This is a genomic window from Candidatus Babeliales bacterium, from assembly GCA_035288105.1.
In the GTDB taxonomy this organism is placed as follows: domain Bacteria; phylum Babelota; class Babeliae; order Babelales; family Vermiphilaceae; genus SOIL31.
Map to the genome: position 1 here is coordinate 1 of DATEAY010000081.1, position 15488 is coordinate 15488.

At 37.2% G+C, this 15488-nt stretch carries 11 protein-coding genes and 1 rRNA gene; 7 read left to right on the plus strand and 5 right to left on the minus strand.

What is annotated here, in order from left to right:
* Positions 1-1172: ribosomal RNA gene (locus VJJ26_04770) — 16S ribosomal RNA — on the minus strand; the annotation flags it as partial.
* Positions 1173-1939: 767 nt separating this feature from the next.
* On the opposite strand from VJJ26_04770, the gene VJJ26_04775 reads away from it, so the two are divergent.
* From VJJ26_04775 to VJJ26_04795, 5 genes are all read left to right on the plus strand, one after another.
* Positions 1940-2587: a hypothetical protein gene (locus VJJ26_04775; protein ID HLC07471.1), complete on the plus strand. Its 648-nt coding sequence runs from the start codon at positions 1940-1942 to the stop codon at positions 2585-2587.
* A 135-nt stretch (positions 2588-2722) separates the two neighbouring features.
* Positions 2723-3811 (plus strand): peptide chain release factor 2, encoded by a 1089-nt coding sequence (gene prfB, locus VJJ26_04780; protein ID HLC07472.1) that lies wholly within the window; start codon positions 2723-2725, stop codon positions 3809-3811.
* 103 nt (positions 3812-3914) lie between these two features.
* Positions 3915-4910: a hypothetical protein gene (locus tag VJJ26_04785; GenBank protein ID HLC07473.1), complete on the plus strand. Its 996-nt coding sequence runs from the start codon at positions 3915-3917 to the stop codon at positions 4908-4910.
* Positions 4911-4995: 85 nt separating this feature from the next.
* Complete coding sequence (locus VJJ26_04790) at positions 4996-5334, plus strand: hypothetical protein (GenBank protein HLC07474.1); 339 nt, start codon at positions 4996-4998, stop codon at positions 5332-5334.
* Positions 5335-5437: 103 nt separating this feature from the next.
* A complete protein-coding gene (locus VJJ26_04795) occupies positions 5438-6796 on the plus strand; it encodes a collagen-like protein (GenBank protein ID HLC07475.1) in 1359 nt (452 codons plus the stop codon).
* Between the two features lie 112 nt (positions 6797-6908).
* Here the strand turns inward: VJJ26_04795 and VJJ26_04800 are convergent, their stop codons facing one another.
* Both VJJ26_04800 and VJJ26_04805 read right to left on the minus strand, forming a co-directional pair.
* A complete protein-coding gene (locus VJJ26_04800; protein ID HLC07476.1) occupies positions 6909-8129 on the minus strand; it encodes a hypothetical protein in 1221 nt (406 codons plus the stop codon).
* Between the two features lie 138 nt (positions 8130-8267).
* Positions 8268-9875 (minus strand): OPT/YSL family transporter, encoded by a 1608-nt coding sequence (locus VJJ26_04805; protein HLC07477.1) that lies wholly within the window; start codon positions 9873-9875, stop codon positions 8268-8270.
* 137 nt (positions 9876-10012) lie between these two features.
* Here VJJ26_04805 and VJJ26_04810 point away from each other — a divergent pair, with 137 nt between their 5' ends.
* Entirely contained in the window at positions 10013-10888 is an 876-nt protein-coding gene (locus VJJ26_04810) for an alpha/beta fold hydrolase (GenBank protein HLC07478.1), read from the plus strand.
* A gap of 14 nt (positions 10889-10902) precedes the next feature.
* Here VJJ26_04810 and VJJ26_04815 read toward each other — a convergent pair whose 3' ends face one another.
* Positions 10903-12531, minus strand: a complete 1629-nt coding sequence (locus VJJ26_04815; GenBank protein ID HLC07479.1) for a hypothetical protein — start codon at positions 12529-12531, stop codon at positions 10903-10905.
* Positions 12532-12760: 229 nt separating this feature from the next.
* Positions 12761-14416 (minus strand): hypothetical protein, encoded by a 1656-nt coding sequence (locus tag VJJ26_04820; GenBank protein ID HLC07480.1) that lies wholly within the window; start codon positions 14414-14416, stop codon positions 12761-12763.
* 120 nt (positions 14417-14536) lie between these two features.
* On the opposite strand from VJJ26_04820, the gene VJJ26_04825 reads away from it, so the two are divergent.
* The gene (locus VJJ26_04825; protein HLC07481.1) at positions 14537-15454 is read left to right on the plus strand and encodes a DMT family transporter; all 918 of its coding nucleotides are present in this window, start codon (positions 14537-14539) and stop codon (positions 15452-15454) included.
* Positions 15455-15488: the final 34 nt, after the last annotated feature.

Below are 15488 nucleotides of genomic sequence, written 5' to 3' on the forward strand. Positions count from 1 at the left end.
TTTCCCGGGCAGTCCCATCAAAGTGCTTAATCCGAAGATTAATTGCAACTGATAGCAGGGGTTGCGCTCGTTAGAGGACTTAACCAAACATCTCACGACACGAGCTGACGACAGCCATGCAGCACCTGTGTACCCGTTTGAGCCGAAGCCCAAAAGACCGTATTTCTACAGCTGTCAAGTACATGTCAAGCCCAGGTAAGGTTTCTCGCGTAGTGTCGAATTAAACCACATGTTCCACCGCTTGTACGGACCCCCGTCAATTCTTTTAAGTTTTAGCCTTGCGACCATACTCCCCAGGCGAACCACTTAACGCGTTAGCTACGACACTGATCCAGCTAAGCCGAACCAACATCTAGTGGTTATCGTTTACGGCGTGGACTACCAGGGTATCTAATCCTGTTTGCTCCCCACGCTTTCGTGCCTCAACGTCAGGAATGAGCCAAGAAGCTGCCTTCGCCATTGGTGTTCCTCCTGAGATCCACGCATTTTACCGCTACTCCAGGAATTCCACTTCTCTCTCTCACCCTCTAGCACGCCAGTTTTCATCGCAATACTCCAGTTAGGCTGGAGCCTTTAACAACGAACTTAACATACCGTCTACGCACCCTTTACGCCCAGTGATTCCGAATAACGTTTGCACCCTTCGTATTACCGCGGCTGCTGGCACGAAGTTAGCCGGTGCTTCCTCTGATGGTACCGTCATATTTCACGTCTATTAAACATGAACCTTTCGTCCCATCTGACAGGAGTTTACAATCCTAAGACCTTCATCCTCCACGCGGCGTCGCTGCGTCAGGCTTTCGCCCATTGCGCAATATTCCCCACTGCTGCCTCCCGTAGGAGTCAGGCCCGTATCTCAGTGCCTATGTGACCGTACACCCTCTCAGGCCGGTTAACCGTCATAGCCTTGGTGAGCCTTTACCTCACCAACAAGCTGATAGTCCGCAAGCTCATCCTATAGCAGCGACATAAAAGACGCTTTTCTCCCCGTAGGGACTTATGCAGTATTAACCTCAATTTCTCAAGGGTATTCCTCACTATAGGGCAGATTCTTACGTGTTACTCACCCGTCCGCCGCTGTACTCATTCCCGAAGGAACTTTCTCGCTCGACTTGCATGTGTTAGGCACGCCGCCAACGTTCATTCTGAGCCAAGATCAAACTCTTCATCACTGAATTGAATTGGGTCCTACCAAAATTGATAGATACGAAATTTTCTCTTGTGTATTTCAAAGAACTTTTTAATGTTATCAAATTTTCTTAAATTACGATTGATTCGCGGTTATTGAAAACGTTTTAATCAATTGTTAATGAAAATTATAAACCTATTTTGCACTAAGTCAACACTTTTTTTAAACTTTTTTAAAAAAAAATGTGTAAGTCCTATAAGAGGTATAGGTTTTTAATGAATAATACGAAACTTTTAACAACCACTATTCCAATGAATATATTCATTAGATCATCGTTTGCATACAACTTTTACTCGCTTTTCAACGCCTACAAGGCCGAACCAAAACAAGCTACATTTTATTCTCAAAAACAACCGTTAAAACTAAAAAAAAGACTATCGGGTTTATGTATCAACCAAAAGACTCATTTTTCTTAAAAAAAAGCTTCGAAAAATCTCATATTCCAACGAGCGGCTATGTATTTGAGAGTCTAACTTACCTTTTAGGCCCATTATTGCCCAAAAAAAGACCTAAACTAGGCTCCCTTGTATAAAAACAGTTGCACGCATACAAAAAGACTTTTTTATTATTATATGTATCAATACATACAATATATAAGATATATAATATATAAGCTCAAAAAAATAAATAGTTCCGATGTAAAAAAAAGTCATTTTGTTGAGAGTATATTTTTTTGTGTTGCTATTGACAATCCAACCCTCATTTTTGGTATACCTCTAATAAAATATTTACTCATTATCAGGAGACCTTATGAAACACTCTCATTTTTTCCTATCTGTTCTCACCCTTCTTTCAATTACATTTTATGTACAAAGTACTGTTGACCAAGTTTTTGATATAAAACTCAATACTCTCCAACAGGCCGTCGCCAATCTCATTGAACAATCCAATCTTGATCCAGCAGTAGCTCAAGACTTATTAGATAAAGCAGATGAACTTAACCACTATGTACAAGATAATATTCAACAAGATATAAAAGAAATACGTGTTGCAGCAGGATTAACAAGTATCCTAGAAACGATTGATAAAATACTCCAAAATTCTAACCAAACTGACGCTCATACACTATTGAGTGGTTTTAAATATGCAGCCCGTACAAATGTAATCCATAAATTGATAATAGGGATGTACCCAGGACAATTTAAAAATCAACCATATTACACTGAACCATATCTTGAATCATTAGGATTCATTTTCAACGACTGGATGTTTAACGGATTACTTACTGCACTACTAGCTGTCGTAACACCCACAACTCTCGGAGCAACATTAAAACTTGATTCTTCCTCTCCTATAAAAAGGGGATTAACTCGCCTTGCTGCTGGGATTGCTGCACATTATGCATGGTTATTGCAGAAGAAAATTGCTTTATCGCAACTGAACAGCCAAGAATCATAACACCTCACGCAACAATAAAAAAGGCGCTTATGAAAAGCGCCTTTTTTATTACAATTAACTTGTTTATCATTCACAACCCTTATGATATGCTGATAGTAAATATATTTATCTTTTGTTTATAAAAAAAGGTTATAGATGCTTATAGATGAACTTCACGAGCAACTTAAAAACATAGCCCCTGACATCCAAACAATTACTTCTTTTTGGAACAATGCTCAGCTCGAAAAAAAATTTCAAGATCTTGAAAAAACTTCTCAGGAAGAAGAATTCTGGAAAAACCCCAAACAAACAGAAATCTCCAAAGAACTACAACACACTCGAACGTTACGAGATCAATATTTACATGTAGTCACAACTCATAAAGATCTAACAGAACTTATTAATCTTTTTGCAGATAATGAAACAGAATTAACCAAAATCTCATCCGAAGTCAGCGATTTACGTAAAAAAGTAGTCGCATTTAAAATACAACTTTTATTAAATGACCCAAGCGATTCATCAAACTGTTTTGTACACATTCATGCCGGTGCGGGCGGAACAGAATCTCAAGACTGGGCAAATATGCTTCTACGCATGTATTACCGATTCTGCGAACGCAATAATTTTCATGCTGATACTATCGACTATCAACCAGGAGAAGAAGCTGGTATAAAATCCGCAACTCTATTTATCCGTGGAAAAAATCCTTACGGATATTTCAAAAGTGAACATGGTGTTCACAGACTTGTGAGAATATCCCCCTTTGATGCAAATAAAAGACGACACACATCTTTCACAAGCGTTATGGTAACACCGGAAGTTCCTGATATTGAAATTACCATTGATCCAAAAGATTTACGTATTGATACATATCGCGCAAGTGGTGCAGGCGGACAACACGTTAACAAAACTGACTCTGCAGTACGTATTACCCATTTACCAACTAACATTGTTGTGCAATGTCAAAATGAAAGATCACAACAACAGAATAAAGCTTTTGCCATGAAAATGCTTTATGCAAAACTTGCACAAAAAATGAAAGAAGAACAGGACGCAAAATTAAGCGCTGGTATCGAAAAAAGAAAAATTGAATGGGGATCACAAATAAGATCGTATGTATTGCATCCATATAAAATGGTCAAAGATCATCGTACAGATTTTGAATCCCCACAACCTGATAAAGTTCTTGACGGTGAATTAATCGATTTTATTGAAGCATTTCTTGTATGGCGAAGTACTCCATAATCATTTTTGTAGTAAAATATTTTTCTTGATTATTTACACAATCCTATAGTAAAAGAAATCATATCGTTTTTAATATAATAATTACTAAAGGAGACGTGTTCGCATGAAAAAAGTATCTCTACTCATTCTGTGTTTATCATATGCATCATATATGCAAAGCGAATTGCTACCCGAACATTTACTGTTAAGAGCAATTTCTCACGAAAATAATGATTGTTGTTTAAATAGTGATCCTTGCTGCGATACTCAATGCCAAAAACCACTCGTATGTTGTAAAAAAGGACCAAGAGGAAAACGTGGAAAGCGAGGGCACGATGGTACAACTGGTGCAACAGGTTCCACTGGTTCCACTGGTGTAACTGGCCCTACAGGTCCAGGTGCTGGCGCTACCGGCAATACCGGTGCAACTGGCGTGACTGGTCCAACCGGAGCAACAGGTGCCACTGGCAGTACTGGCGCAACAGGACCCACAGGTACTATTGGCAATACGGGAGCAACTGGCGCAACAGGTAGTACTGGTGCAACCGGTGCGACAGGAGCAGACGCTTCACTTCTTGACGAATTGTTCATTAATGCGCCAATGATGTATGATATCAACGGACTCAATCCTGTAAGAATATTTGATACTCTGTATGGACCCAATACATTATTTGATGTATGGCAAATGTTTAGAAGTTCAGAATCCCCATCTACAAATTCAATTGCTACTCAATTTGTTATACCAAGCACACTTGATAGTAGTCAGCCAATAACACTCATATTGCATTGTTTTAGCAGATTCGTTGATGAAATTGGAAATGGAGATGTAAGATTTCAGGTACAAGCCGATTATAAATCATTTCAACAAGAAGTCGGTATTCTTGCTCCTGCAACTGGTTATGCCGAAACAATTGCAAGTCCGGACTATGCAGTGATTGACCCAACACCAGGAAATTTGATGTATTTCACTGTCTCATTACCGTTAAATGGTGCACTGGTCAATGGTAATACATGGGGTAATTTAGTAATTCAACGAATAGTTCCAATTTCTACGATCGAATATTTTGGAAGTACCTATTTAGCCGCAATATCAATACATTATACACGATTAAATTCATAACTAATTGAGGTAATTATATATGAAATATTTTATACTTTTTTTCTGTATCAGTACTTTTTCTTCTGCTATTGCTGACATAGGAGCAATGATAGGTATAGATAGTACACAAGGCAATGCGTATGCCCGCGTTAACGTTTTTACATCTAAAGATTTGATTGGTTACGCAAATGGTGGTACTGTATACATTTTTCCAGCTATTATTGTCTCTCCTGCCAGTGACCCAAGAGTGTATGTAACTGTACAACTTAATATAAACTCTTCATTAACTGAGCCATATGTAGCAGTAGTTTCTGGAATTAATACCTTGAACGCAACCATCACAGTATATCGACTTAGCCCCGGTGGAACCATCACAGAAGCTGCAAGTGGCGAAGTCGACCTAAACATACTTGTCATACCAGACGTTGTATTTTATCCTGTATAAAAAAACAAAACTATTTTAAATCAAAAAAAAAGATTGATTTTTTACAAATATTTTTATTAGCTCTTAAGCATAGTTAATGTTTTTAAACAAAAGGAGATACTAGATGGTAAGAAAATTATCGCTCGTATTGTTACTATCGTGCGCAATAACTCCGCACAGTAACATGCATGCAGCAGTAGGAATGCATCACAGAGATCTTTCGCCTGCTGATTTATCTGAAAAATACAAAGCTACTATACAGTTGATTTGTGATATTAGTCACCCTGATGATATATCAAATCCATTAAGAGCTCTTGCAGCTATTATCGAAAGAGATGAAAAAATAAAATCTCTAGACGTAGTCAGAGCGGCAACAAGAGATGCTCTCGCTTTATTAGAAAAAGCTGAAGATCAATTTGTAAAATCACATTTTGCTATTATTCGTAAATATTTAAGAAATTATTCAGAAGCTCTTGCTGATGTTAATGCTCTTAACATAATGACCGCCAGCAGCGAAAAACCTGCTGATGTAGTTTTACCAGAAATGTCTGACGACACTTATCTAGACATTGTTGATCATAACGGAGCAACAATTACACGTAAGTTTGATGCGTGCTGTAACTCAACAGGACCAAGAGGCCCTCGTGGACATAGAGGACATCGCGGTCGCAGAGGACCTACAGGCAACACTGGAGCAACTGGTAATACAGGTGCAACTGGAGCTACTGGACCTACAGGAGCTACTGGCGCTGGAGAAACTGGTAACACAGGTGCAACAGGACCTACAGGAGCTACTGGTGCAACTGGTAGTACTGGTGATACTGGACCACAAGGTATCCCAGGAATCCCTGGACAATGCGGTACTGGATGCTTCTTCTTGAATGCATACACAATGCTTGAACAGCATACTGTTATTGGTGTTCTAACCCTTGAAACCGACCCTGACACAACCTTTGATGAAGTGTATGAAGATGCTACACCTGCTGGTATAAACGCACCAGTAGTTCAAGCATGGGAATTACCACAAACACCTCTTGGACCAATTGACGAAACATTGATACATCGTATTTCAACGCAATTTGTTGTGCCAAGCGATGCTGATTTAACTCAACCCGTACTCCTTGATTTCCATTTGTTCATTGCACAAAATGGTATCGTAGCTCCAAGCCCTATTAGCGCTCAAATGAGAGTTCAAGCGGATTACAGAGGCAATGGTGAACAATTTGGTACCGGTGCCCTTGGCGGCAGTTTCTCTGAAACAATATTATCTGGAGATTTCAGCTGCATAGAACCAACTGGAGATAATGAAAATCTCAACCACATAGTAGTAACCGTTCCTATGAACAATTTACTCATGTCAAACAATGACTGGGGATATTTGTCAATCACTCGTATTGATCCAGAAGATGAACAAGAATACGCTGATTCAATATATCTTGCAGAAATTGGCGTTAGATATACAAGATTGTGCTTGTTGACCTAAAATATTTTTTAAATACATTAACTAGTAAAAAGAACCACTTCAAAATTGAAGTGGTTCTTTTTACTAGTTATAAAATTATAGTGGCTCTCTTTTTTATCTAAAATATAATCATCTACGCTGTAGCTGCTGTTTTTCGTGATGCATAACAATTCATATTAATCTGCGCATATTTATAATCAGGATATGCTTCATATGCTTTTTGAGCAGCCCATTCACCAATTTCAAATTCATTAATATACCATGCACAACGAGCAAGAATTTCATATCGATAATAGTTATAAAGATATTTTTCAACAAACAAAATATCTTTTGCTGGATAATCCATTTCAGCTGCAGGGAGCGCAAACAAAAATGCTGTATCCATTTGGTGTAGTTGAACATAATAGTCGGCGATAGCAACTAATGGCTCTGCACGATGAGGACGCATTTGATATGCCTGCAAATAATAGCTGAGAGCTTCTGACCACTGATAATCAGGATTTTTCATACGAAACACTAATCTTTTGATTGTTTCTGCAAGACGATATTTTACTATGAAATCTTCTTCATCCCAACCAACCATGTCAGCACGTTTTTTGTAAAAATCATATGCAAAAACTAAATCACCCAGATCTTCGCAAGTCCGCGCAAGATAAAATAATGTGCGGGTACAATCAGGTTTTCTTTGATGCTCTTTAAATAAGAGCTCACGATCTATGATAAATCGTGCTGCAGTTTTTTCGATACCATTAGATTCTGGTAAATATTCAAAAAAAATCGTATCAGGAACTTTAACGTGTGCTGGTTGAGTAATTGTCTCATGCACCACGCCACCAAAACGTGCGCCACACTTACAGCGAATTAATCGACATGTGTAGTTATCAAGCGCTTCGTTAATAATATGCATCAAATAAGAAGGATATATATCTCCACGTTGCAAGCATAGCTCACAAAATTCAACCAATGCCTTTGCATCATTCAAATACCATTCTGCATCAAGCATTACCATAAATGCTGCATTAGGAAATTGCTCTTCTGCTAAATCAAGAGCACGATTACGTGATGTAGCAAAATCAACAAATGGCTCCTGCATAATGTATCCGCGAGTAACACCATGTTCGTCAAAAAAATCCTGTGTTACCGCTATAGTATTATCAGTCGATCCTGTATCAAAAATAAAAAATGAATTAATCCCACCATCAACAAATGGCTGTAATGTTGCTCGCATCACCGTTTCTTCATTTTTAACCATTAATACTACAGCAAGAATTGGATCATAATTAACCTGAAATGCTGCATATCCACTATGCATAAAAAAAAGAAAACCAAAAAGCGTACGAATGATATTTTTCATCAAACCCTCATAAATTAAAATATTTTTTTATGAGAGAATAACAGTGACATGCAACAAGGTCAAATTTGCCCCCCTGTTCCATTACATTTCACACGGGGACCCCAGTAAAGAATAGAACTGCAGGAATTGAAACTAAGGTTAAAAAGCGAATACTGCACGTAATAACATACATATTGAGTTCCCTGCAAATACACCAGACCATAATGGATACCATTCTTCTTTGTCAGAAGAAAGAACAGCCAATAGTCCACCAACAACAAGGCCTAATGTCATATCGAGAGGCATTAATAATCCACCTAAGACTAACATTGGATTAAGACGTACTTGTTGTAAAAATAATCCGAATAAAGCGCCAATACCTACTACTGTAAAATCAAACTGCTTTGCTTGGATCAGTAACTGTCGCGATTGCGCACGATATGCAAACAACTCAGGAGAACCTAGTCCAAAATGATTGATTAAAAGCCAAAAAACAATCCCAATGGTAATTGATGCTACAACTAATCCTAATAACTGATATTTCCTCATAACTGCACGCGAAATATCAGATAACTGAGCAAGTTTACGACCAAATAATACATCAGCTGCAACGCCCCCACTTATCTCAACAAATGTTGCAATAAAAACCAAGTGTACATAATTAAGATTAAAAATCAGCATTGCAGGAACCATAACAAATGTTGCAAAGCGACCTAATAATGCAAGCCCAATTCGTCCTGCAATTGATGCAATTTGATACGTGGTAATTGCGCTACACACAACCAAATACAATTGTACATACCAAGGAAATGCAAAATAAGATAAAAATAAAATCAATCCTATTGCGATAGCGGTAGATGTCACAATCAGTTGTGGATGCAAAAAATGTTTTATGGAATCATTTTTGTACCCTATTTTTTTAATACCATTTTTCATACCAGCAATAATTTGTTGTGGCATACCAACAACACTCATCATTGTGATAAAAAAAACAATGCCACTGCAAAATGCGAGCGTAAATTCCATTGGAGACAAATAAGAAAAAAATGATCTTTGTACCGGATTTACGAGAAAAATATTGGCACATGCACCTGCAGCAAGTGGCACCGCTATAACATGACCCGTTACAAAACCAATTGCCCAAATCATTGGGGCAGTATCAAGATTAATTACCATACGAGGAACCGAAAAAATTAAAAACTGTAGCGATGGCAACACCGTGATTGTTTTTGGAACAAAAGCCTGTGACAATAAAATACCACCCTGCAAAAAAGAAAACAGGACTGTTACGCAAAAACCAACCATCAATTCATACGCTTTACGAATTTGATTTTGGGCAGCAATCATTTTATGAATAAGTTGTCCCACAGGAAACGATAGGTTCTGTTCATCGATTAATGTTTTTTCTGATACATTTGCCACAAAAAGCCCAAACGCACCAGATAAAAAAGAAAAGACACCCAACATACCACCAAAGAAAAGTGGAGACTTCATCCATTCATTAAACAAGTGAGAGTCCAAAAAATAAAGGGTCGGAAACGAAAACGCGCAAGCTGTCGCCATTATGCCACCAATAGACCCAGCAGAAACCGCATATGCCATGGAAGTTGTCGTAATTTTTGCGCAAAGCCGTGAACATAGCAATGCAATAAAAACAAGTGTTGGCGCAATCCATGGACCGATTGGGGTCGCCAAGGCAACATAACTCATAACAATTGTAGAAAAAAAAGATAACAGTATACTTATAGTAATGGTTAACATATTCATATTATTCACTTTGTATTAAAATTATGAGAATTAAAAATTGTTTTTTGCTTGGAATAATCTTACTCTTTTTTTCCTCTCACTGCACTGATCATGTAAAAAAGTTCTATACAAGCTCTTTTTTAAAAGACCACTTGACTGTGCGCAGCTCTTTGAAAGAAGCTGGTTTTCAAGAGGTTACATTCAAAACTCCTGATAAACTCACTCTTTCCGGACTTTTTTTATCACGACCAGATGCAATATGTAATGTTATTATCTGCGCAGGTTGGCTTCCAGGAAGAAAAGAAGGAATGGCAACTTTTTATGATTTACTTCCTGAAAATTGCAATATTTTACTTTTTGATGCACGAGGACATGGAGAAAGTGAAGGACCCTTATTTTGGAATTTATGGCGTTATGGAATTGCTGAATACAAAGATATTATCGGAGCAATAGCACATATCAACAAACAAAATAAATTACCCATTATTATTGGAGGAATTTGTTCTGGCGCATTCAATGCTACACACGCTATTATTTATTTAGAAAAAAATAACTTATTAGCGCGTTCTCGTGTTAAAGGCCTTATTTTTGATAGCGGATGGGAATCTATTCTCAAAATAATTACCACGGCTCCCATTGCTGGTATAAAAAAACGACTTGCATCCGTACTTGGCTATGTCTATGGAACAAAAAAAAATATCGCCCATGGTAATATATACCAACTGTGCTCCCGTCTAGCAGACCACATGTGTACAATCGGTTCTCACCTATGTGCCCGCTTATTGGCAGCTCAGTATGACAACATCACCAATTTATCTGATAAAATGCACCATATTACAAGCCCAGTGCTTTTCATTCATTCTTATGATGATACTTATGCAGATTTTGATGATGTCCTACAACTAGCTGCCCTTACACCTAACAAACAATGTTGGTGGCTTGAGCAATCATATCATGCAAAACATCATCTACGATATAAAAACCTCTACAAAGAAAAGTTAGCTGCTTTCATTAGTACCGCGATACATAACTAAAGCAGCTTAACTAGTTATTTTTTTTTCAAAGAATCTTTGCCACTGTGTCGAGTCTCAAGTCTTTCTTGATCATTGCGATAATCTTGTGTTGACGCTCTGTTGAATTCTTCTTCATTAATAGAATGCCGAGGTGACAATACTTCGTCTTCTTTTTCTTTGGGTGAATATGAGTGAGATTGTACAGGACCATGGTCTTCGTCTTTTTTCTTTTTATCCATACTAAGAGATGATCTGAAAACACGAAATGCTCCCCGCTGTGAACTTTTTCTCTTTGCCTTGTTGTCTACTGCTGGAGCTTCATTGTTTTTCTTTGGTTGTTCTCCAACATTTGGAGACGAAAGTGAACGTCTTCTCATAAGATGATCTCTCTGTATCTCACCCACAATATATTTTTGCGCTTCTTCATAGCACACTTCAGACCTTTTAGGCAAAACCCATGCTCGCAGATATCCATCTGTTGCTATTGCAGCCGATCGCCCACCACGCAATGCCACAGCAGGTAACAAATGCGTAAGTCCCGATCTATCTTGTCCCATTTTTGTTATAAAACCATAGACTTCTGGTAAATCAGACATTTTAAGAATAAATTCATCAACCGAGGTACCATTTTCACGCCGTACTTTCATTTTTAAACGAGCATTCTTAGACAAATTTGTATTATCAGTCCAATGTACTGTAGCATATTGTAACCCTTGATCAGGTAAAACCAAATTATAGGTTTCGTCATACGAAAAAATACGGGATTTCACAGTCCCTTGCGAATTTTCAAGCCAGCTTCCTTTTTTGATTATTTTTGCCTTATCTCCTGCCACATAAAGTAAATCACTCGTATCAAAAAAAATAATTTTTTCAATAATATCTGCTGTTTCTACGTGTTTCAAATTAGAAAACTCGATATCTTTACCTTCTCCAAACATTTTTTTTATATCAACTATCCCATTGTTATCTACTGCTGCAACTTGTATATCACCTGGCTTAACCGCAATATCCACAACCAAAATATTTCCACGCGGCTGAAACTTACTTTCACGAGTCTCGCCAGTTTCGAGCTCAATTACATGAACACAATCACGACTCGCAATTGCAAGCACCTTTCCTGTGGAATTAAGTGCAATCGCTTGAATAGGCCAACTCATTTTTTTTACTTCAGATAATTTTTGATGGAATATGTTATGCGATTTATTATCAACAGAATCAGATATCTCATTTTGGAATATAATATATTCAGAAAAACGATGACCTGATACAGTATAATTACCAGCAGAAACAACCAGTAATAACTTTCCTGTTTGTGCTACCGCAAGCATAGGTGGATGCTTTACACAAGGATGCTCAATCAATACAGCAGGCTCTGTTTCAAACAAAACGCCAAAATTAACGTAACGAACTCGACCTGGTTCTCCAATAAGAACCCCCTTCTCATCTGGAGTAATTAACAAATTGTTTGGTACAAAAGTGTCCCATTCTATACCCTCTTTTACCATTTTTTCAGGATCAAAAATCTTAAATTTTTTCTGAGGCTCTATAGCACAGTACTGTGCTATCTGCTTTTTTAATTTAGCTGTATTACTAGGCTTAACATCCATTGTATTCAAAACAAAAACACATGAAGAAAAAAACAAAGAACATAGAACTTTCTTCATAACACCCCCCCCATTTTTATTTGTACCCATGATCCCTATACTAACCTTGAAAGTTGACATACATCCAAAATAGTACAAAGTCTATTCATTTTGATAGGTACGGATATTATGAGATTTATTATCCCTTTACAAGCGATTTTTGTGACCTCTTGTGCACAAATGACTAACAATAAAAAACTGGTTTGTCTATCGAGCATCATTCAAAACAGAGGGATTATTTTCTCCTGCTCTATTTAGGTGAACTCGGTGTGCTACCTTCTCTTGATTTAGGTGAACCCAGCGGAGGGCTACTCTCTTTTGATTTAGCACCAGACGATATTTTAAGCTTGAATCGTGGAGAAGATTTCTTTTTCTCTTTTTCAACTCCATCACCTGCATCAGTCTGAGGTGATACCACCTGAGCATTATGTACAAATGCTCTCTCTATCTTACTATCTTTGCGTGGAAGACCAGAGTGAGAACTTCTTCTTCCCGACAAAACATCTCTTTCAGGTAATCCTTGACCGTTCTGTTTTTCATTTCGCAAACATGGCAACTCTCCTTCTGGAAATGTCTTTGAACGCCTTCTGATTCGGTCATTGCCCTCACCTCTATTAATAACTTCTTGATCCTTATGAACCTTGCTATGCACAGGACTTTTCTCTGGCAAAATCCATAAATACATTCTCCCATCTGTTCCCAGTGCAACTACGTGCCTACCACACAATTCAGCAAGCAACACATGACCTATGCCTACACAACATTGTCTGTTCTCTGTTATATAATTATACTTTTCTTCTAGGGTAGGTATTGTAAGAATAAAATTTTCAACACATTCATTATTTCTGCGATGTACCTCTATCATACGGCGATCATCCCCGGCAACATGTATATTGTCAGTCCAATGCACGGTAGAAAACTCCAACCCTTGATCAACAGCAACTAAATTATATAATACTGAATCAGCAAAAAGCTTTGATGTAACATTCCCACCAACAATAGAAGTAAGCTCATATTTTTCAATTTTTTTTACTTTATCATACCGCAAATCAACTGGACTATTTTCAAGTAAATCATACATATTGATTGTTTTTGCTTTACCATCATGCGTTAGATACAATAATTCCTCTGCACTTGAGTAATTAATTTTTTTAATAATATCACCAGTCTCTACTTGTTTTAGGAGTGATGTATTGATATTTTTAACCGTTCTATGTACCGCTCTCAACTGTATCGCCCCTCGATTTTCCGCGCATACAATATGCATACTATCTGGACCAATAGCAATATCTTCAAACCAATTTTCTTTTGATGAACAAAGTATTTTATCAAATTTATTATTTTTAAGATCAATTATTGTAGCAAAATTATTCCCCGCTATCGCAAGAATGTCACCTTCGGGATTGAGTCTCATCGTTTGAATAGGATGATTTAATTTGTGATTTTTAAATAACCTATCTCTAATAAATACTATATATTCAGAAATACATCCTTTTGCTTCTGGGTTTGCATAATTACCTGCGGAGACAATCAACAGCGGTGTATCTTTTTTTTGTGCCATTGCAATCATAGGAACATGTTTTACATGAGGATGCTCAAAAAGAACTTCTGGATCAGAGAAAGTGCCAAAATTAAGATAGCGCACCTGACCACACTCCGCTATAACAACACCTTGTTCATCTGGTGTAATGGTAATGCTTCCTGGGAGAATCTCTTTTAAAGGTCTATGTAATTCGAAAGCTCTTTTCGGATCAAAAATAGGGAATGTTTTCCGCGGTACAAGCTCTTTTCTCAACATAGTTGAAATTGGCTGCTCGCTATCCATTGCAAAAATGAATACCACATAAGAAGAAAAAAACAAAAAACGCTGAAAATTTTTACAGATGTTGTGTATAAATTTTTTCATAATTTTTCCTCATTTTTTATTTGTACGATATACTGTATATTATTGTATATTATAACCGTAAAAAACCCTGAATTCATCTAAAATATTACACATTTATTCGTTTTGATAGGTACAGACATTATGACATTTATTATCCTTTTACAAGCGCTCTTTGCAACTTCATTTCCTATGGGAAAATATCTCCTCGGGTTCGTTTCGCCCTTATTTTTATCAGGAACACGTATGCTTATTGCAGGAACAATCCTTCTTGCATATGAATACTGTTTACCGTCGGCAGAATTTAAATTCAAAAGAAAACATTTTTGGATATTCGCCCAAATCATTGTTTTAGGAATGTATGCAACGTATGCACTACGCCTCTATGCCTTACGTGTACTACCAGTATGGAAAGTGTCATTTTTCTACAATTTCTCACCGTTTTTAACAGCACTCTATGCATATTTACTTTTTAACCAACGACTATCAGTAAAACAATGGATTGGCCTTTCTGTTGGTCTTTTTGGCATGCTCCCAATCCTTATTTCGCAAAGCCCTGCAGAAGCTGTTGAATTCTTTTATATTTCTAAGTACGAAGTTTTTCTTATGATTTCTGTATCACTTCACTGCTATAGTTGGATATTGATCCAAAAATTGGTTCGTTATAAAAATTATCAAACATCAATAGTAAATGGAATTTGTATGGCGAGCGGAGGTTTGCTCTCTCTTGCCAATGCATATGTGCTGGAAGGACCTGCACAAATATCAGATCCTGCCGCTTTTTACAAAGGATTAATCATCATGATATTTATCAGTAATATCCTGTGCCACAATATCTATGCAGGATTGCTTAAAAAATATTCTGCAACATTTATGTCCTTTACAAGCTTTTTAAGTCCACTTTTTGCTGCTCTTTATGGATGGGCATTTTTCCAAGAAAAAATTTCATGGCATTTTTATATATCCATAATTATCGTTTTGGCAGGTCTTTATATCTTTTATCAGGATGAATTAAAACACAAATCAAATTTTGAAGAAAAAGAAATAGACATAGAAATATAGGTAACAAAAAAGGTGGTTTAAAAACCACCTTTTT

Excerpts from the sequence above, each read along its gene's own strand:
- VJJ26_04825 (HLC07481.1), top strand. The coding sequence starts at position 14,537 with ATGACATTTATTATCCTTTTACAAGCGCTCTTTGCAACTTCATTTCCT.
- VJJ26_04795 (HLC07475.1), top strand. The coding sequence starts at position 5,438 with ATGGTAAGAAAATTATCGCTCGTATTGTTACTATCGTGCGCAATAACT.
- VJJ26_04785 (HLC07473.1), top strand. The coding sequence starts at position 3,915 with ATGAAAAAAGTATCTCTACTCATTCTGTGTTTATCATATGCATCATAT.
- VJJ26_04790 (HLC07474.1), top strand. The coding sequence starts at position 4,996 with ATGATAGGTATAGATAGTACACAAGGCAATGCGTATGCCCGCGTTAAC.
- VJJ26_04820 (HLC07480.1), bottom strand. The coding sequence starts at position 14,416 with ATGAAAAAATTTATACACAACATCTGTAAAAATTTTCAGCGTTTTTTG.
- VJJ26_04800 (HLC07476.1), bottom strand. The coding sequence starts at position 8,129 with ATGAAAAATATCATTCGTACGCTTTTTGGTTTTCTTTTTTTTATGCAT.
- VJJ26_04775 (HLC07471.1), top strand. The coding sequence starts at position 1,940 with ATGAAACACTCTCATTTTTTCCTATCTGTTCTCACCCTTCTTTCAATT.
- VJJ26_04805 (HLC07477.1), bottom strand. The coding sequence starts at position 9,875 with ATGAATATGTTAACCATTACTATAAGTATACTGTTATCTTTTTTTTCT.
- VJJ26_04815 (HLC07479.1), bottom strand. The coding sequence starts at position 12,531 with ATGAAGAAAGTTCTATGTTCTTTGTTTTTTTCTTCATGTGTTTTTGTT.
- prfB (HLC07472.1), top strand. The coding sequence starts at position 2,723 with ATGCTTATAGATGAACTTCACGAGCAACTTAAAAACATAGCCCCTGAC.